The organism is Promicromonospora noduliphila (assembly GCF_056951025.1).
The window spans coordinates 1,813,211-1,832,831 of the sequence record NZ_CM167806.1 but is presented as its reverse complement, the minus strand read 5'-3'; the positions used below and the strand labels follow the sequence as shown (position 1 = coordinate 1,832,831).

Annotated in this window: 9 protein-coding genes; 1 reads left to right on the top strand and 8 read right to left on the bottom strand. The window is 74.3% G+C overall.

The window, feature by feature from the left end:
- Positions 1–36: 36 nt before the first annotated feature.
- From AC0QU1_RS07940 to AC0QU1_RS07915, 6 genes are all read right to left on the bottom strand, one after another.
- On the bottom strand, positions 37–2,073 hold the full coding sequence (locus AC0QU1_RS07940; protein WP_483575738.1) for a hypothetical protein: 2,037 nt from the start codon (positions 2,071–2,073) through the stop codon (positions 37–39).
- Positions 2,070–3,281 carry a VWA domain-containing protein gene (locus AC0QU1_RS07935; protein WP_483575736.1) on the bottom strand — a complete coding sequence of 404 codons (1,212 nt, stop codon included), beginning with the start codon at positions 3,279–3,281 and terminating at the stop codon, positions 2,070–2,072. The genes AC0QU1_RS07940 and AC0QU1_RS07935 overlap by 4 nt, the downstream gene beginning before the upstream one ends.
- Positions 3,278–6,205, bottom strand: coding sequence for a DUF5682 family protein (locus tag AC0QU1_RS07930; protein ID WP_483575735.1), 2,928 nt, complete (start codon positions 6,203–6,205; stop codon positions 3,278–3,280). Before AC0QU1_RS07930 ends, AC0QU1_RS07935 begins: the two co-directional genes overlap by 4 nt.
- Positions 6,196–7,341, bottom strand: coding sequence for an ATP-binding protein (locus AC0QU1_RS07925; protein ID WP_483575733.1), 1,146 nt, complete (start codon positions 7,339–7,341; stop codon positions 6,196–6,198). Before AC0QU1_RS07925 ends, AC0QU1_RS07930 begins: the two co-directional genes overlap by 10 nt.
- Before the next feature lie 283 nt (positions 7,342–7,624).
- Positions 7,625–11,332 (bottom strand): DUF4132 domain-containing protein, encoded by a 3,708-nt coding sequence (locus tag AC0QU1_RS07920; RefSeq protein WP_483575731.1) that lies wholly within the window; start codon positions 11,330–11,332, stop codon positions 7,625–7,627.
- 105 nt (positions 11,333–11,437) lie between these two features.
- Entirely contained in the window at positions 11,438–15,304 is a 3,867-nt protein-coding gene (locus tag AC0QU1_RS07915; RefSeq protein ID WP_483575729.1) for a DUF4132 domain-containing protein, read from the bottom strand.
- A gap of 289 nt (positions 15,305–15,593) precedes the next feature.
- On the opposite strand from AC0QU1_RS07915, the gene AC0QU1_RS07910 reads away from it, so the two are divergent.
- A complete protein-coding gene (locus AC0QU1_RS07910; protein ID WP_483572058.1) occupies positions 15,594–16,793 on the top strand; it encodes an IS110 family RNA-guided transposase in 1,200 nt (399 codons plus the stop codon).
- A 56-nt stretch (positions 16,794–16,849) separates the two neighbouring features.
- Here the strand turns inward: AC0QU1_RS07910 and aspS are convergent, their stop codons facing one another.
- Entirely contained in the window at positions 16,850–18,226 is a 1,377-nt protein-coding gene (gene aspS, locus AC0QU1_RS07905; protein ID WP_483575727.1) for an aspartate--tRNA(Asn) ligase, read from the bottom strand.
- A gap of 337 nt (positions 18,227–18,563) precedes the next feature.
- Positions 18,564–19,442 carry an alpha/beta fold hydrolase gene (locus AC0QU1_RS07900; protein WP_483575725.1) on the bottom strand — a complete coding sequence of 293 codons (879 nt, stop codon included), beginning with the start codon at positions 19,440–19,442 and terminating at the stop codon, positions 18,564–18,566.
- Positions 19,443–19,621: the final 179 nt, after the last annotated feature.

The window sequence follows — 19,621 nt, the reverse complement described above, 5'->3', positions numbered from 1 at the left end:
TGACACTGGGCCTCTGACACTGGGCGCGGGTGGAGGTCAGCCGGCCACGTCCGCCACCGCTCGGGCCCGGCCCACCACGAAGGCCGCGTGCAGCACCGTCGGCGGGGTCAGGTCGCCGGCCAGCAGGCCGCCGGCCGTCCGCTCCAGCGTCGCGAGCCCGAGATCACGCGCCAGGGCGCGCGCCTGCTCGACGTCGGACCGCTGCCGCGTCGTGAGCGCCGGCCGCCCGGTCGCCGCCGCGGCGACCAGGACGTCGCCCAGCAGCAGCGTCACCCGGCGCACCGGCGACGGCGGTGCGGCGGCCGGCCGAACCGTCTTCGCCGACGACGCCTGCGCCTTGAGCTTGCGCATCCGCTTCCGCCAGAAGTCCCAGTAGCTGCTCTCGAGCGTCCACGCCGGTGTGATCGTGGGGCTCACCAGCCTGATCGCGCCCTTGTCCCGCACGAACAGGCCGACCGGCTCGTCCCGGTCCTCCCGGCGCTCGATCGTCACCGCGACGAGCTTCGACCTGACCGACAGCAGCGTCTCGACCGCCTGCTCCCCCGCCACCGGCAAGCGCAGCACGCGCGTCTCGCCGTCCGACGTGACGACGGCGAGCGTCAGCTCCTGCCGCACCTCGTCGATCCCGACGTCACCGACCTCACGGACCAGCACCAGCCGGACGTTCGCCGGACGCCGCCCGAAGCCGACCACGTCGCGCGGGGCTACCCCTGCGCCGGTGCGCTCGGCGATCAGACGGAGCTCGTCGAGGTCGAAACCGTCGCCGTCCAACCGCCCGACCATGGGGCTCCCACCCGCGCCCAGGGCGCCGTCGGACTTGATCCGGACCGACGTGAGCGAGAACGGGCCCTCGCACAGGTTGCTCAACGACCTGCCCCAGAGTAGCGGGCTGGTCCAGCTCCGCTGGAAGCGGGGGTCGGTACCCGACGGGCGTCCCGTCACGACCTGCCGCACCCGGCCGGGTCCGGACGCGGAGCCGCCGTCGGCCTCCGCGTCCCAGCCCAGGTAGGCCAGCCCGCGCGACCCGCTCTGCGAGGTCCACCACCGGGCGCCGAGCGGCACCCACCGGACGAGATCCACCTCGTCCTCGTCCGCCGCGTTCTTGCCGGTTCCACCGCCGGACGCCGTGCCGCTCCCCTTGGCTGCACCGTCCCTGGCACCGGTACTCGCACCCGGCGTCGGTGCCAGGCCGTGCGCGGCGTCGGCCGTCCCGTCCGCGTCCAAGGCGCGCTGCAGCACCTCGGAGAGCGCCCAGACCTCCGCGAACGCGTCCAGCAGGTCGGACTCCGTGACGGCGTCGTCCCGTCCGGCGAGGCCCGTGACGAGGCCACTGGTCACGCGCAGGAGCCCGTCGAGCCGCACGCGGCCGACCTGCTCGAACGCGACGCGCTCGAAACCGGCCAGCCGTACCCGGCCGGCCAGCGCCGTCAGGGACTCGGCATCGTCGGGGCCGAGGTGGGACAGGCCGCCCGACATGAGCCGCCCCACGACATCACGCACCTCGGCGAGCGCCTCCCGGCGGCGCCGCAGTGTCACCGGGGACGTGCCACGCGACGCCGGCGTCCGGAGGGTCCCGGCCGCCCGGGGTTCTCCGGCGGCGCCATCGGGTGCGGCACCATAGGCCGCGGCCCCGCCTTCGGTTGCGCCTGCGCCGCCAGCCTTGCTCGGGTTACCGGCCTTGCCCCCGGCCGATCCCGCCCCGGCTCGGGGCACCGCCTGCGCCACCACGGCGCCCGGCGGCGGCGCGTCGGGCGCGCGCTCGATCGCCCACAGGCAGGCGGTCAGGACGTGCTGGCACACCCCCGCCGTCGGACAGTCGCACGAGACGGCCGCCGGGCCGCGGCCGTCCACCCGCACCGTCGCCCCGGACACGTCGAGCACCGCACCCTGGGCGTCCAGGGACACCTCCGTCACCGCGCCCTCGCGGGCGTGGTCCTTGCGGGCGCGGCGCAGCAGGCCGGGGTTGCCGAGGGCCTTGAGGGCATCGTCGTCCAGGCCCGCGTACGGGGCGGCCCAGGCGAGAACCGTCCGGCCGGTCGCCGCCTCGCCGGCCTCAACGGCTTCGTCGCTCATGAGAGCACCTCGCCCAGCCACTCGGCGAACCGTTCCGGCGTCAGCGCGGCGACCTCCATGCCGCACTCGGCGAGGTGGCGCGCCGTGCCCTGGTCGTAGACGGGCTCCGCCGCCTCGTCCAGGGCGGCCAGCCCGAGCATGGTGACACCGGACGAAGCCATCCGGCGCACCGTCGCCAGCAGGCTGGACACCGATCCGCCCTCGTAGAAGTCGCTGACGAGCGCCACCACGGTCCGCGACGGGTTGCGCACCTGCTGCTCGGCGTGCCGCACGGCCCGCGCGATGTCGGTGCCGCCGCCGAGCTGCGCTGTCATGAGCACGGTGACCGGATCGTCGGCCACGTGGGTCATGTCCACGACCGACGTGTCGAACAGGTAGAGCTGCACGTTGACGCCCGGCAGGCCCGAGAGGATGCCCGCGCACACCGCGGAGTACAGCAGCGACGACGCCATCGACCCGGACTGGTCGACCAGCAGGACGACGTCCCAGGTCACGGTCCGCCGCGCCCGGGCGGAGAAGCGGACGTCCTGGACCGTCATCCGGCCCTCGGCGTCGAGGTGGCCGAGGTTGGCGCGCAGCGTGCGCTTCCAGTCGAAGTTGCGCGCCACCCGGTGCATCGACCGGCGTGACCGGTCGATCCTGCCGTTGACGGCGGTCGCGAACCGGGGCCGCAGCCGCTGCACGATGTCCTCGACGACGCGCTGGATGACCCGCCGCAGGCCCGCCGCCGCTCGCTCGTTCAGCGCGCCCCGCACCTGCAGCATCGCGACGGCGAGCTCGCGCGAGGGTTCGAGGGTCTCGAGCGCGGTCTCGTCCTGCAGCAGCTCGGTGAGCCCGTACCGGCTCACCGCGTCGACCTGCATGCGCTCGAACGTCTCGCGTGGGAACAGGCTGCCCGCCTCGTTGAGCCAGCCGAGCGCCGTCACGTCGACACCGTGCGGCTGGGACCCTTCAAGGCCGCCCGCCCGCGACCTACCCTCCGCTCCGCCGGAGCCCTGGCCCATCCGATGCCCGCGCGCCGTGTACTCGCGGTCGTACAGGTACCGCAGGGACCGCTCCAGGCCCTGGTCCTGCTGCCCCACGGCAAGCTGGTCGGCCGCGTACCGGCCCAGCACCAGCCGCCAGCGCCGGGCGGCTTCCTCGTCCGAGACCGACGGCGCACGCCCGGGCGGCGCGGAATCGGACGGCGCCGGGTCGACCGTGGTCATGCTTGTCCTCCTGTCAGGTCTGCTCCGCCGCCCCAGTGGGCCAGCCCGTCCCGTTCCAGCACCGCGGCCAGCTCGTGGTCCAGGGCAAGCCCCGCCGCGAGATCCTCCTCCGAGAGCGCTACCCGGACGTCCACCTGCTCGACCCGCGCCCCGGTCCGCTCCGCGACCCGCCGCGCCAGCCGGTGGGTCTCGGTGGGGCGCAACCAGGTGAAGGCGCGCCGCAGGTCCGGCAGGACCGCCAGGAACGCGTCGGCCTCCAGCGCGCGCAGGGCCTCGTCGACGGCGTCGAACATCTCCGGTGTGTGCAGGATCAGGTCGGGCGCCGCGCGCATCACGCCGCCCAGGAACCGCACCGCCGTGCCCGGGTCCGCGCCCGCGGTCAGGGCGCCGCGCACCCGGGTGACCAGGACGTCGTCGGGCACCTCGCCGTCGGTGAAACCCAGGGCGAGGAGGGCACCCGCCACGGCGGGCGCCGTACCTTGCTCCTCCCGGAGGCGCGCGAGCTCGCGCGCGACGGCGGTGCGGTTGGCCGCGTCGGCGCCGGCTGACCCGACAGCAACCGAGGCACTGTCAGCCGCCGCTGCCGCATCGCGCAGCAGCGAGCGCAGGTCCACGAGCGTGCCGATCGCCGCGTCCTCGTCCTCGGCTCGCACCTTGCCCAGGTCGCCGACCAGGTACGCGGCCGTGGCGAGCGACTGGCTCACCAGGTCGAGCAGCTCGCCCGCGTGCTCCTCGGCGCCGAGCTCGACCCGCGCGTTCCACAGCCCGAGCAGGCGCCGGGCGCCGGACACCACGGAGTTCAGGTCGCGGTCGGTGTCCAGGGTGGTGCGCAGGAGGGAGACGATCCGGGGCAGGTGGGAACCCAGCCCGATCACCAGGGCCTGCGCCACGAGCCGGGCCAGGGCGTCGACCGATGCAGGGGCGGCGGCCGGTCCGGCACCGGTCCCGGCCGCGGGAGCGGGACCTGAGCCAGCGCCGGCCGCCGCAGCACCGGTGCCGGTACCCGCCAGCCGGCGCTCCGCCTCGTGCAGCCGCGCGACCGCCACCGCCTCCAGCGTCGCCCCGAGGTGGACCATCTCCACCAGCCGCGCCTCGACGAGCGGCGTCCAGCAGTACTGCCACTCCTCCGTGATCAGCCCGAGCCCGCGGCCCGCCACGTGGTCCGGACCCGAGACGAGCTGCCCGAAGCCCGCCCCCACGAAGTCCAGCAGCGCCAGCACCTGCCGCTTCGCCCGGTGGGACGCCGTCCGCCGCGCGTCCAGCCGGGCCGTACGCGGCACCGAGTCGTCGACGACGAGCCGCACCGCCCGTACCCGCTCCCGGACATCCCGCACGAGCGGCGGCGAGGCGCTGCCCGGCGGCACGTCCCCGAGCGACCGGCCGCCGAACACCTCGGCGACGGCCAGCCCGAGCGGCCGTTCGGGCTCGCCCGGCCCGCCGACGCCGCCGTCGTCCTGCACGTAGCACGAACGCACCGCGTCCAGCAGGTCCGTGCGCCCCGCGAAGGGGCGCTCGCGCAGGTCGGCGAGCCGGGCCGCCGCCGTGGCCGCCGCGCTCACCTGCGGCAGGCTCACCGCGTGGCCCCGGTCGGCCGCGCCGCGCGCGACGTCGACCAGGATCTCCGCGGCGAGGGCGCGTGCCCCGACAGGGCCGGTGGGCTCCGGCTCGTCGGACTTCAGCTCTCGCAGGTGGGCCGCGTGCAGCCGCTCGTAGTAGCCCGGCGACGGCATGCCCGCGCCGTACCCGAGCAGCGCGTCGAGCCGCTCGTGGTCGTAGCGCACCAGCCAGGCCTCGCCCTGTGCCGTCGGGCCGAAACCGCCGGCGGGCTGCCGGTCGCGGACCACCGCGCCCTCCGGCGCGCCCGACAACGCCTCCACCAGGGCGAGCGTGTGGAACGCCCCGGTCACCACGAGCACCGGGCCGCCGTCGAGCCGGTCGACGGCCTCGGCGATCCGGGCCGCCATCCGCGCCTCCCGGTCCAGCGAGCCCTCCCCGGCGAGGACGCTCTCCTCGTAGTCGAGGCGGGCGAGCGCCGCCCAGGCGAAGACGTCGTCGAACACGGTGCGCCAGTCGGCCAGCTCAGCGCTCCCCCGTGCCTCGAAGAGGTGGTCCCAGACCTCGTCGTGGTCGCGGCAGCCGAGCCGCCGCGCGAGCGCGGCGACCGCTTCGGAGTGCGCCAGGTACCGCTCGGACATGAGGGTCCGCGCGAACGGGTCGGGCCGCGCGGTGCCGCCCGGGCTGGAACCAGCCGGTCCGAGCGGCTCCGCTCCAAGCAGCCCGGTACCGGACAGGTCGGCCTCGCCCGGCCCGGACTCGGACCGCCCAGGCCCCGCCAGCGCACGCTCCGCCGCCGACCGCTCACCGAACGGCCGGTCCACGAACGCGAGCTCCGCGCCGACGTCGTGCCCCGCGCGCAGCGCCACCCACTCCGGGGAGAAGGACGCGAGGGGATAGAACCCCGCGCCCTCGCCGTCCGTGCCCTCACTGGCGCGAGCGCCAGTGCCAGAACCGCCGAGGCTGAGCACAGCGACCGGCGGGCGGGTCTCCTCGTGCAGCAGGTCGGGGATGAGCCGGGTGAACTCCTCCGGCCCTTCGATGAGGACGGCGGACGGACGCAGTTCCTCGATCGCCGCGCGCACCGCCACCGCACACGCGGGACTGTGGTGCCGCACCGGTGCGAAGTGGATCCCACGCTCGGCACGCAGCCGGCCGACGGCGTCCGCGGCCGCGCGCAGGCGGGCGGGTGCCAGCTCCCAGACGGCACGCGCACGCCGGCTCCGGACTCCGCTGCTCGCCGCCGCACCGGCCCCGACCGCCGTCGGCGCGCCGTTCACTGCCACACCGTCACCGACCGCCTCGCCCAGCGCACCGGCCACCGCCACGCCATCACCCGTCGCCTCCGCCCGCGCACGGCTCACCGCCACAGCGGCTCCGCCGCCGTGAAGAACGCCTTCCAGCGCGCATCATTCCGGGCGCGCTCGCGCACCACGTTGTCTACGTAGTGCCGCAGCCGCCGTGCGTCCTCCTCCTCGCCCTTGAGCGCGACGCCGGCGATCTGCCGCGCCACCTCGGCCGCGGTCACCGTGCCGTCACCCAGGTAGCGGGCCTCCAGGGACGCGGCGACCGCGACGTTGACGGCCTCGGCCGTCGACATGACCGTCTCCGGCCGCTTCACAGGCGCGCCCTCGCGCGTGCTGCCGGTGCGCAGGTCCTGGAACACGGTGACCAGCACCTCCAGCACGTCACGTGGCACGTCGGGCCGGTCGCCGGACGCGCCGGCCCCCGGGCCGAGCTCGGCCTCGAGCTGGCGCTGCACCAGCTCGATCTCGAACGCGCGGTCGCGCACGGGCGCCACGGTCTCGAAGCTGAACCGGCGCTTGAGGGCCGCCGACATCTCGTGCACGCCGCGGTCCTTCAGGTTCGCCGTCGCGATCACGGTGAAGCCCGGCCGGGCCGCCACCCGGGCGTCCGGGCCGAGCTCCGGGACCATGAGCTGCTTCTCCGAGAGGATCGACACGAGCGTGTCCTGGATCTCCGGCGCGCAGCGCGTGATCTCCTCGAAGCGCACGACCCGGCCCTCGCGCATGCCCGTGCAGATCGGCGACGGCACGAGCGACCGCTCGCTCGGCCCCTCCGACACCAGGAGCGCGTAGTTCCACGAGTACCGCACGTGGTCCTCGGTGGTCCCCGCGGTGCCCTGCACGGTGAGGGTCGACGTGCCCGACACCGCCGCCGCCAGCAGCTCCGACAGCATCGACTTGGCCGTGCCGGGCTCGCCCACGAGCATCAGGCCCTGACGTCCCATCAGGGAGACGACGGCGCGGTCCACGAGCGGGTCGTCACCGTAGAACTTGCGGCTCACCCCGAGCTCCTCGGAACCGACGACGAAGGCCCGCACCGCCCGCGGGCTCAGCCGCCAGCCCGGCGGGCGCTCGTGCCCGCGCTCGATGTCCCAGGCGTCGAGCGTCGCCAGCTCGGCGGCGTAGCGAACCTCGGCGGGCGGCCGGATCTCGGCACGGGGATCGGTACCTGCCGTGGTGATGGTGTCCGTGGTCGTCATGACGTCCTTCGGTGCAAGTGATGGCGTTCCGAGCGATGGCAGCGCGGACGGCGGAGTACCGGGCCGTGCGAGGCACGGCCGCTCCGGTCAGCGTGCGATCAAGGTAGCGGGAGCCACTGACAACCCGACAGGACGCTCTCGTCCCCCGTCTCCTACGCCCGGGACTCGACGAGCTCGGCGAGCTGCCGGACGACCGTGCCCCAGCCGTCGTGGAAGCCGAGCTGTTCGTGCCGGCCCCGGTCGGCGGTGTCGCGGTGCATCGCGACGCTCGCCGTACCCACCCTCAGTACCGGCTCCGCCTCTCCCACTCCGGGTCGAACTGCCCCGCCGCGGCCACGGCGACGTAGTCCTGGTAGGACACCGCCACCAGCACCGCGGGCAGGTCGGCGACCGGAACCCGGCCGGGCCGCCCGGCGCGACGAAAACTCAGCCCTGTCACCGCGGCCGGAAGGTTCTCCTCCGGCAGGGTCGCACCCGTGAACCCGATCTCTGCGGTGACGCCGAGGCCCGGGTACTCCTTCACGTAGGCGTCGAACCAGCCGCTGTCCCGAGACTGGGTGCGGCTGTACCCGCGCTGGGTCGCCCGCCCGCGGATCGAGAACGAGTCGGACAGCCACCCCTTGCGGTCCGCGAGCTCGGTGGCGCCCGCCACGAGCTCGGGCAGCTCGACGGCGTCCGGGCCGAGTCCCTGGTCGAACAGCGAGGTGACGTCGTAGTCGGTCAGGTGTCCCTGCCAGGCCCCCGGGTCTGACAGCAGGACGGCGTGGGCGACCGCCACCTGCGCCTCCTCCGGCAGCACGATGTCGCCGTCGTCGGCGCCGATCAGCGCGCCGCCGTCGCCGGGCCGGAAGGCGACCCGACCGCCGTCAGGCAGCGTGGCGACCCAGATCAGGCGTGCCGCGAGCCGCGACATCAAGGGGTGCCCCAGCACGAACTCGCGCCACTCACCGATGTCCCAGGTGCGGCCGGAACACATGGCCTCGGCGAACCGCTGCGTCTGCAGCGCGATCACTGTCTTGAGCTCCTTGCGGCTCGCCGTGAGCTGCTTCTTCGCCTCGGCGTAGGCATCGCCGTCCGAGGGACGCCTGGCGGGCAGCGCCTTGACCACCTTGCCGGCCGGATCACGCAGTTCCAGGGTGAACGTCTCGGTGATCCGGCCCGTGAACACGCGGCCCTCTTCTGGCGACAGCCCGAGGTCGAGACGCAGGATCCCGTCGTCGTCGAACCCGGCGGTCTGCACCGTGCGGTCCGCGAGCTGGTCCGGGGACCAGCCTCGTCGGTCGGCCAGGTCCTGGGCGAGCCCGGTGGCCACGTCCTGGACGCTGCGCTGCCTGAACCGGCGCGACACCGACAGCAGGAACTGCACCGCCGGGTGCTCCCCGTTGGCGGCGAGCGCCCGCACGAGGGCCTCGGCCTGCGCGCGGCGACCCTTGTTGGTGCGGAAGTAGTGCTGCGCGGCGGTGGCCAGGTCACTACCGGGCATCCCGACCGTCAGCGCCAGCAGCCCCTTCTCCCGCACCGCCGAGGTGAGGTACTGCGCCTGGTGCTCCCGGTACAGCGCGGCGTGGTGCTCCTCGACCGACAGCTCGGCCAGCGACGTGTAGTACCCCGGATACTGCTGCGCCATGCGTTGGTAGGTGTCGTACCGGCCCTGCGCGCTGGCATCCGCATGCGCCCTCGACTCCTCGACCGTGGGGTGGACCGTGTCCTGTGCGACCCACGCGCTCAGCACGAACGACCCGAGCCTTCCGCGGGACCCGGGCTCCAGCATCGAGAGGTACCGGGCGAACAGGCCCTCGCCGCTGGGGTCCTTCAGCTTCGTGGCCAGGACCACCCACCAGCGCAGCAAGTCCGGCGGCACGACGGCGCCGTCATGGCCGGCGACGGCGTCGGCCCAGCGCGCCTCGGGCAACTGCCCGAACGGGAACCAGCGCTCCAGGTCATGCGGAACCTGCCCTGCCAGGCCCTTGGTGGCCTCGGCGAGCAGCACCTCGGGCGCGATGTCGGCCGAGATGTCGTCGCCCAGCGCCTCCAGCGCCGACAGCAGCGCCGCCCGCACGGCCTCCTTGCGCTCCTTCGTCAACAGGGCGCGCAGCGCCGGCACCGCCGCCGGGTCGCCGATCCGCGCGAGCCAGGCAGCGGCCGACGCCCGGATCTCGGCCTTCTTCTCGGCCAGGCCCTGCTCGGCGAGACGTCGCGCACCCGGGTGGGACGCCAGGATCTCCTGCGCGGCCGCCCGGTGCACCTTTCCCCCACCCAGGGCGAGCTCCCCCAGGCGCGGCAGGACGGCGGTCGGAGCCACCGGGAACTCCCGCAGGATCTCCAGCGTGCGGCCGAAGGCGAAGTCCCAGGTGGTGTCGTCGTCGGCAGGGGTGAGGCGGGACACGAGCAGGTCGGGATGTTCGGCGAAGTACGGCCAGATGTCGGACGCCGCCGGCCAGCCGGACTCATCGTTCCGCTCGAAGACGAGCTCCTCGATCACCTGCTGGGTATCGGCGACCCCGCACCGGTCGAGCGCCTGTTCCAGGGACCTCAGGTCGCCGAGCTCCGGCGCCACGGTGTCCAGCCACCAGGTCACCTGCCGCCGGCCGAGGTAGGCGAGCACCAGCCGTACCCGGGACACGAGCGGCGTCGACGGCAGCCGCACGACGTTCCGGACGAGCCAGCTCGCGACGTCGTCGGCCGGCCGCCCGTCCTTGCCGTCCGCCCGTGTCCCGGCGCGGTACCCGTCGTCGTTCATCAGCCGGACGGCGGCCCACAGCTCCGCATCCGTGATCCCGCCGAGGTACGCCAGGCCCCTGTCCGCCTCGCGGGCCTCGTGGTCGACCGTGGCCGTGCGCGCCCGCTCGGCGGCCCTCCGCACCTGGTCGTCCAGGAGCGTACGGGCAGCCGCGACAAAGTCGTCACCGATCGGGGTCTCCGGCCCCGACACGAACCGCGGGACCTCCGCGTCCACGGCGAGGTCCTCGGCCAGGAGCGCCTCGGCGCGCTCCAGCGTCTGGCGCAGCAGCCGCGTGCGAACCGCCTGGCCCCGGACGCCGTCGACCACCGCGAGCGCCTCGCGGACCGCGTCCAGCCCACCCGGGAGCAGTGCGGCCCGCGCGATGAGCCCGCCGACCCGGTCGGGCGGGGCGGTGATCAGGTACGGGGCGAGCAGGCGTAGCTCCTCGGCGCCGTCCAGGCTCGCCAGGTGGTCACGTGCAGCGGTCCGCACCCGCTCCCGGGCGTCGGCGACGTACGTCGCGACCAGCTCACCGTGCCCTGGCACGTCGCGCCCCGCCCGCTCCACGAGTGTCCTCGCTCCCCAGGCGCTGAGGGATCCCAGCACCTGGTGCAGCACGTCCGCGTGCGCCGTGAGCGCCGCGCGCAGGGTATCGGTCCCTGAGGTCGCCTGCTCCAGCAGGATGCGTAGCACCAGCGGCGTGGCCTCGCCGTCGGGTACACCGCCCTCGCGCGCGGCCTCGACCAGGAGCTCGGAGGTCCAGCGCTCGTCGGCGTCCCACGGGGCCAGCCCGTCGTACATCAGCAGGCAGAGCCACTGGGGCGCGTCCTCGGGCGCCACCTGCTCGCTCACCACCGCGGCGAGCACCTGGCCGAGCCGGACGACGCTGGCCACCGGCGCGATCGCATAGATCGTCCGGCGCGCCGCCACCCCCGCCGCGACGTCCCAGCCCGGGTGCAGGTCGGCGACCTGCCGGACCAGGTTGCCGCCCACCGTGATCTCGAAGGGCCGGTCTGCCGGCTTGTTCATCAGCCGGTCGACGTCGCGCGTCCGCACCTCGCGGAGCATCGTCGGCACCTGAGGCGTCGTGCCGTCCCGCACGAACCCGACCGCCCGCTCGAACAGTTCCTCGCCCCGGAGCCTCAGCGGCGCCAGGGCGTTGCGGTAGGCCGCCTCCAACGCCTCTGCTGCCGCCAACGCCCCGGCTTCCGCGAACGCCTCGGCCGTCCGCGGCCTCATGCCCGCCTTGTCCTGCGTGTCCTGCGTCATCTCGTGCGCTTGCCCCCTCGCATCGTCCTGCTGTCATCTTGTCGGCCGACCCGGCCGACCCGACCCGGCCTGCCGCGTCCGCGCCGGCCGGCACCGGCCGCCGTCTCAGTACTGGCTCTTCTTCTCCCAGTCGGCGTCGAACACCCCGCCGTCGGCCACCGTCAGGTAGTCGCGGTAGGACACGGCGAGCAGCACCTTCGGCACGTCCTTGACGGCGAGCCGGCCCCGGTCGCCCCACGTGCCGGTCCGGCGGAACACGAGCCGCTCGACGGCGGCGGTGATGTTCTCCTCGGGCAGGAACGCTCCGGTGAACTCGATGTCGACGGTGAGGCCGAGCGTCGGGTACTCCTTGCAGTAGGCGCTGAACCAGCCGGCGTCCTCGGCCTGCGACCGCGTGTACCCGAGCTTCGTGGCGCGGCCGCGGATCGTGAACGAGTCGCTGAGCCAGCCCTTGCGGGTCTCGATGGCCGTCGCGTCGTCCGGCAGGTCCGGCAGCGCGCCCGCCTGAGCGTCCTGCCCGTCGGCGCCCAGCCCCTGGTCGAAGAGCGGCGTGATCTCGTAGTCGGCGAGGTGGCCGCGCCAGGCGGGCGCGCCGGTCTCGTCGTCGTCCCCGAGGGTCGCGGCGTGCACCAGCGACACCACCGCATCGTCCGGGAGGGTGACGTCCTCGTCGTCGACACCGATGAGCGCGCCGCCGTCGCCCGGCCGGAACGTGACCGGACCGGAAGCACCCGGCAGCGCGGCCGCCCACACCAGGCGCGCGGCGAGGCGCGACATCAGCGGGTGCCCGAGCACGAACTCGCGCCAGTCCGCGACGCTCCAGGTACGGCCCGTCACCATGGCCTCGGCGAAGCGCTGCGTCTGGAGCGCCACCACCGCCTTCAGCTCGGCGCGCGACTCCTTGAGCTGCCGCTTGGCCTCGGCGTACACCTCGTCGTCGTCGGACGCCCGCTTGGCGGGCAGGGCCTTGACCACCTTGCCGGCCGGGTTGCGCAGCTCGAGCGTGAACGCCTCGGTGATCCGCCCCGTGACCACCCGCTCCCCGGCCCCGGCGCCGGAGCCGCCGTCGTCCGGCGTCACGGGCGAGCCCAGGTCCAGGCGCAGGATGCCGTCGTCGTCGAACCCGGCGGTCTGGACGGTGCGGTCGGCGAGCTGGTCCGCGTCCCAGCCGTTGCGGTCGGCGATACCCTGCGCGAGCTCCGAGGCGATCTCCTGGACGCTGCGCTGCTTGAACCGGCGCGACACGGCCAGGAGCTGCTGCACCGCCGCCCGGTCCCCGTTCGCGGCAAGCGCTCGCACCAGGTACTCGGCCTGGGCACGTCGGCCCTTGTGGGCGGCGAAGTAGTGCTGAGCAGTCGTCGCGAGCTCGGCCCCTGGCATCCCGACGGTCAGGGCGAGCAGCCCCTTCTCCTGCGTCGCCGAGCCGAGGTAGGTGGCCTGGTGCTCCCGGTAGAGCTGCTTCCAGAAGTCCTCGACGGTCTGCCCCGCCTGGTCGGCGTAGTACTCGGGGTACCGCTTGATCGCGGACTGCAGGTCGTTCCACCGGGTCTGCGCGTACTGGTCGGCGTGCGCGCGCGAGCTCTCGACGGAGGGCCCGCGCGTGTCCTGGGCAACCCAGGCACGCAGCACGAACGAGCCGAGCGCGGCCTGGGAGGCGGCGTCCAGCAGCCCGACGTACCGGGCGATCAGCCCCTCGCCGCTGGGCGACTTCAGCTTCGCGGCCAGGACCAGCCACCAGCGCACCACCTCCCGCGGCACGACGTCGCCCTGTCCGCCGGCGCCGTCGGCCCACCGGACGTCGGGCACCTGGTCGAACGGGAACCAGCCGAGGCTCGCCGGCAGCTTGCCCGCCAGACCCTTCGCAGCCTCGGCCCGCAGCGTCCCGGGGGCGAGGTCGGCCGAGATGTCGTCGCCCAGCGCCTCCAGCGCCGAGAGCAGCGCGGCCCGTGCGGCCTCGCGACGCTCCTTCGTCAGGGCGGCGCGCAGCGCGGGCACCGCGGCGGGATCGCCGATCCGCGCGAGCCAGGCGGCGGCCGACGCACGCACCTCCGCCTTGGCGTCCGCGAGCGCGTGCTCGGCCAGGGGACGCGCCCCCGTGTGCGCCTCCAGGACCTCCTGCGCGGCGCGGCGGTGGGTCTTGCCCGTGCCGAGGGCGAGCGCCGTGAGCTGGGGCAGCAGCGCCGGCGGCAGGGCGGGGAACTCCCGCAGGATCCTCAGCGCGGCACCGGTCCCCGTGCGCGCCTTCTCGTCGCGTCCGAGGTAGCGGTCCAGGACGTCCGGCCGTTCGGCGAAGTAGGGCCAGCTCACCGACGGCGACACGAGGTCGGCGGCCCACCAGCTCTCGAACACCAGGTCGCGGATCTGGTCGTCCGCGTCCGGGACGCCGGCCCGCACGAGCGCGTCACGCACCTGGCGCAGGTCGGTGACCTCGTCGACGTGGTCGCGCAGGGTCCACAGGAGGTTGTGCCGCCCGGACACCCGCAGCGCGTGGACCCGGATCGCCAGCACGAACCCGGGTTCGGCGAACGCCGCGGGCAGCCCGTTGGCCAGCCACTGGACGAGGGCCGCGTACTGCCGGCGGGTCCGGTTCGTGACGGCGACCGCCCCGGCCACCAGGTCGGGGACGGCCGCGAGGTCCTGGTCCGTGATCGAGAGGAGGTCCTTCAGGTGGCGCTGCGCGCGCTGGGCCCAGTACTTGTTCGCGTTGTCGCCGTGCCTCGCGGACTCGAGCTGCTCCCGCGCCGCGGCGATGTGCTTGTCCAGCCGCTTGCGTGCACCCGCTGCCCAGCCCGGCTCCACGGCCGGGTCGGGCAGCGGCTCGTAGCCCGGGATCTCGATGACGACGTCCGCAGCCGGGCCCGTCGTGGAGTCCTCCAGGGCGCGGGACCGCTCGACGGTCTGTTCCAGGAGCCGCACTCGCGCGCCCTGCCCGGCCGCTACCTTCCCGCTCCCGTCCCGGATCGCGGCGAGCGCCTCGTCCAGCGCGCCGAGGCCGCCCTCCAGGCCGACGAGCCGCGTCACCACCTCGCCCAGCCGCCCGGTCGGCACCTTGGCCAGGTGCGGCGCCAGCAGCGCGACCTGCACGGCGTCGTCGAGCGCCGCGAGGTGGTTGAGGGCGCTCATCCGTACGCCCTTCGCCTGGTCGACGGCGAGCGTCGCCACGATCGCGACGAGGCCGCCGGAGGCCGTGCGGGCCCCGATGCGGTGCAGCACCTCCTGCTTGCCGTGCGCGCCGAGCACGGGGACGACGGCGGCGAGCGCGTCGACGTTCCGGGCCACGTACTCGTCGAACTCCGGACGCTTGGCCAGGGACTCGCGCGGGTCCGAGTACCAGGACCGCTCGCTGGTCCCCCGGTACAGGACCGCCGCGAGCACGGTGCGCACGGCCGCGTCGTCTGGCACCCCGCCCTGGACGGCGACCTGTTCCAGGACCGAGGGCGTCAACCGGTTGGCGACACCGGCGACCGGCCGGCCGGACCGGTGCCCGCCGGAGCTGCCCCGCCGGGCGCCGTCGTACACCAGGAGGTAGAACCACTCCGGTACCCCGACGTTCTCGCCGGGCGCCTCGGCGGCCTCGCACGCCTGCGAGAGCAGGCGTCCCAGCCGGGCCACGACGGGGACGTCGGCCGTCGCGTACACGCGGCCGCGCGCCGCGGTGCCGGACTGCACGCTCCAGCCCTTGTGCACCGCCACCACCTGCTTGACCAGGTCGGGCGACACCCACCGCTCGTAGAGCTGGCCCGGCGAGCCGAGCAGGGCCTCGACGTCGCCCGTCGCGGACGCCCGCAGGCGGGTGAGCACCTCGGGTGTCGTGCCCTCCAGCACGTACCCGACGGCGTCGTCGTACAGGCCGGGGCCCAGCAGCTTCAGCGGCGCGAGCGCGTCCCGCACCACCCGCACCGTCGTGTCGCCGCCCTTGACCCGGTCCACCAGTTCCTGCAGCATCTCGTCCCTCGTCCGGCCGTCGGTCACCAGGGCGCACCTCGCCCCTGGGACGCGCCGCCATCGCAGCGCGCGCCACAAGTTAGCGGTGACCACTGACAGTGATGATGTTCGCGGCTCTCGGGAGTCGTGGCTCGGCCACTGACTGACGTCCTGGTGGACTGTCTTGCTACGTGATCTGCCCGGCTTCCGGGGCCCGTCATTGACGGGCCCGGCCGGGCGGACATGACTTCATAGGAGCTTGGCTAGAAGCGCCTGATCACTGTCCTGTCTGCCCACCCGGCCGGTCCTGCGCCTCCAACCAGAAGGCAGGTCCATCATGTCAGCCGACTCGACTGTGGTGTTCGGCGGGGCCGACACGCATGCCGACACGATCCACGTCGCGGTCGTGAACCCGGCCGGGGTCCCGGTCGCAGATCGGGAGCTACCCACGACTCCTGCCGGGTACGCTGCCGCGGTCGAGTTCTGGACCGGGCACGGTGCGGTGGGCGCGGTCGGGATCGAGGGAACCAGCTCCTACGGAACCGGACTGGCCCGCGCGGCCCTTGCTGCCGGGCTGGTCGTGACCGAGGTCAACACCCCCGACCGTGCCGAGCGGCGCCGTCGGGGCAAGTCCGACCCGCTAGACGCCTACGCCGCCGCCCGCGCGGTCGCCACCGGGCGGGCGGCAACTCCCGTCAAGGGCGAGCAGATCGCCGGGATACGGGCGCTGCTGGTCGCCCGCCGGTCGGCGATCAAGGCCGCGACCGCCACGATGAACCAGATCCACCAGCTCCTGATCACTGCCCCCGACCCGGTCCGTGCCACGTATCGCGACCTGGACAAGGACACCCTGATCACGGCCCTAGCCAGGACGCGCCCCACCGCCTGCGACCCGGTCACCAGCGCGGTCCTGACAGCGTTTCGGACCCTCGCCCGCAGGCACCAGGCCCTGACCAAGGACGCCCGCGAACTCGAGGCCGCGCTCGACCCGCTGGTCACGACCGCCAACCCAGCACTGCGTGCCGCCTACGGCGTCGGGCCGATCACCGCCGCTCAGCTGCTGATCACCGCGGGAGGCAACCCGGAACGGCTACGCACCGAGGCATCCTTCGCCGCCCTGTGCGGCGCGGCGCCCGTGCCCGCCTCGTCCGGCAAGACCACCCGCTACCGCCTCTCACGCGGCGGCGACCGGCAGGCAAACAACGCGCTGCACCGCATCGCCCTACGACGAGTGCAGGACCAACCCGCCACCAAGGCCTACGCCGACCGGCAACGCCAGGCCGGCAAGACCGACAAGGACATCCAGCGCAAGCTCAAACGCGCCATCGCCCGAGAGATCTTCCACTGCCTGACCGGTCACATCACCCTGCCCGACATCACCGACCTACGGCCCCTGCGCCAGTCCAAGACCATCACCATCACCACCGCCGCGAACCACTTCGGCCTCTGGCCAGCCGCCATCTCCCGCCTCGAACGAGGCCTCACCCGCAACGACGACCTCGCCACCGCCTACCGCCACTGGCTCCTCACCACTTGACAGCGGATAGGAGCATCACGCGGGTACCGGCACCGCCCCGACCAGGGCGGTCGGCGCTACGGCACCAGCCGGTGCAGGTCGCGCGGGAACGGCGTCACCTCGCGCACGTTGGCCGCCCCCACCAGGCGCGCCACCCAGCGCTCCAGCCCGATCGCGAACCCGCCGTGCGGCGGCATCCCGTGCCGGAACGCCGCCAGGTAGGAGGCGTACGACGCCGGGTCCTCGCCCCGCGCCTCGATCGCCCGCACGTAGTCGGCGTACCTGTGCAGCCGCTGTCCGCCCGTGACCAGCTCGAGCCCGCGGAACAGCAGGTCGAAGCTGTTGCTCCACCGTTCGTCCCCGGTGATCCCGGCAGCGGTCGAACCCGCACCCGACCCCGAACCCGGTTCCGGGTGGGTGTAGAACGGCCGCTTGGCCATGGGGTAACCCTCGACGGCCACGAAGTCCGACCCGTGCTCGGCCAGCGCCCACTCCCCCAGCGCCCGCTCATGCTCCGGGGCCAGGTCCGGCTCGTCGGCGGACGCTCCCACCAGCGCCAAGGCGTCGGCGAAGTGCAGCACCGGGATCTCGTCCGGAACCTCCGGCACCGCGACGCCCAGCCGTTCGGCGGCCCCCGAGCCGCGGACGGCGTCCGCCATCCCCGCGACCACCTCGCGCAGCACCGCGAGCACGTCACGGTGGTCGCGCACGAACCCGAGCTCGACGTCGAGCGAGCGGTACTCCGCGAGATGGCGCACCGTGTCGTGCGGCTCGGCCCGGAACACCGGCCCGACCTCGTAGACCCGCTCGAAGACGCCGACGAGCTGCTGCTTGTAGAACTGCGGCGACTGCGCCAGGTAGGCGGGGCTGCCGAAGTAGTCGACGGCGAACACGTTCGCCCCCGACTCGGTGGCCGTACCGACGAGCTTGGGCGTGCAGACCTCGGTGAAGCCCGCCGCGTCGAGCGTCGCACGGAACCCGCGCAGGCTCGCCGCCGCGATCTCCCAGCGCGCCTTCTGCGCGGGATGCCGCCAGGCGACCGCCGCATGGTCCAGCATCGTCGGCAGCGCGGCTGTCAGGGCCGGCCGCCACAGCTCGACGGCCGGCGTCTCGGCGGCGTCCGTGAGCGACGTGATCGCAGGCTCGGTGAGCTCCACGCCGCCGGGCGCCTGCGGGTTGGCGGTGACCGTCCCGGTCACCTCGACGGTCGTCTCCTCGGGCGGCACCTCCGCCGTCGGCCCGACGGCGGGGCGCACCACCACCTGGGCGAGGCCGGTGCGGTCGCGCAGCACCAGGAACGTCACGGTGGCGAGCTCACGACGGCGGTGCACCCAGCCCTGCAGCCGCACGACCGTGCCCGGCAGGACGGCGGGCAGGTCGCGCGCGAGGATGCGGGTGGGCGGGCCTTGGGGCACAGCCGCGGACGTGCTCGGGGTCGGCAAAGGTGGTCTCATCGTTCCTCCAGTGAGCGAAAGCCCTGGAGGAGCGGGCGGGGGCCAGGTCGCGGTGCCACCACTCCTTCGCCGGGAGACCCGGCCTCTCGTCGGTACGCCGCACGCGCGGGCGGAGCGCTCGCCCGGGTCACCCGGACCGAGGTTCGTCACGCCTCACGCTCGCCACCGCAAACGCTATGCCCGACGGCGAACCCCCCGCCACCCGATTCCGGTCCGTTCCCGATGCGCCCCCGGACGGTCCGCTTCGAGAACGCGATCAGGCATGCTTCAGCGGCCAGATCCTTGCCTGATCGCATTCTCGAAGCGGATCTTCCGAACCGGCCGGGAGCGGGGCGGGTCAGAGCAGTACCTCGCCGAGCCAACCGCGGACGGCGTCCTCGACCGCAGCGGCATCCTCCAGGGGGACCAGGTGGCCGCGCCCGGGGAACTCCACCACCTCCGGGTCGCCCGGCAGCGCTGCCCGCAGCCGGGCGGCCTGCTCGAACGGGATCCACGGGTCCTCGGTGGCCCAGCCCACCCGGACCGGGCAGCGCACCGCCCCGAGCCGGCGCACGATCGGCTCGGTGTGGACGGGCGAGAGCTGGGCGATCTGGCGGTAGAACGCGGCCTGCCCCACGGCGTCGAGCCAAGGCTCGGCGAGCAGGTCCACGACGTCGGCGGGCAGGCCATGGTTGGCGGCCCCGGCGATGTACTCCCTGACCAGGGCGGCGTGCAACGGCCCGGGCACCGCCGCGAAGACGGACTCGTGCTGGGCCACGAGCCGGAAGAGCGGCGACCCCCAGGGGTCCAGGGTCACGATGTCGAGCAGGAACAGGCTCGCCGGCTCGACGTCCTCCAGGAGGTGGGCACCCAGCGCGACCGCGCCGCCGATGTCGTGCGCCACCACGTGGGGCCGGTCCAGCGACCAGTGCCGCAGCAGCGTCGCGAACCGCTCGCGTTGGGCGACGAGGTCGACGGCGAACCCCGCCTCCTTCGACGACTGGCCGTACCCGGGCATGTCCCACAGGAACACGCGGTGGTCGCGGCTCAGCGCCCGCGCCACGGGCGCCCAGACCCGCACCGACCACGGCGTGCCGTGGCAGAGCACGACGTCGGCGCGCGGCGGCCGGTCCACGGGTTCGAGCACGTAGGTCGCCACGCGGGCGCCGTCGACGTCGACGAAGACCGGCGCGGGAAGGACGGGAGCCTGCGGGGCGGAGGGGTCGGCGGCGGCCATGCGAGGACCGTAGAACGTCGCACCGGCCGCGGTCCACGTCCTTCGGCCGCCCGCCGCGGCGTCGCACCGCCCCGGCGGGCAACATCATCGGGCTGCTGGACGGCCGGGGAGCTGGAGGCGATGCCCGTCCGCTGACCGACCGACCGCACTTTCCACCAAAGGTTAGGCTGCCCTTACTT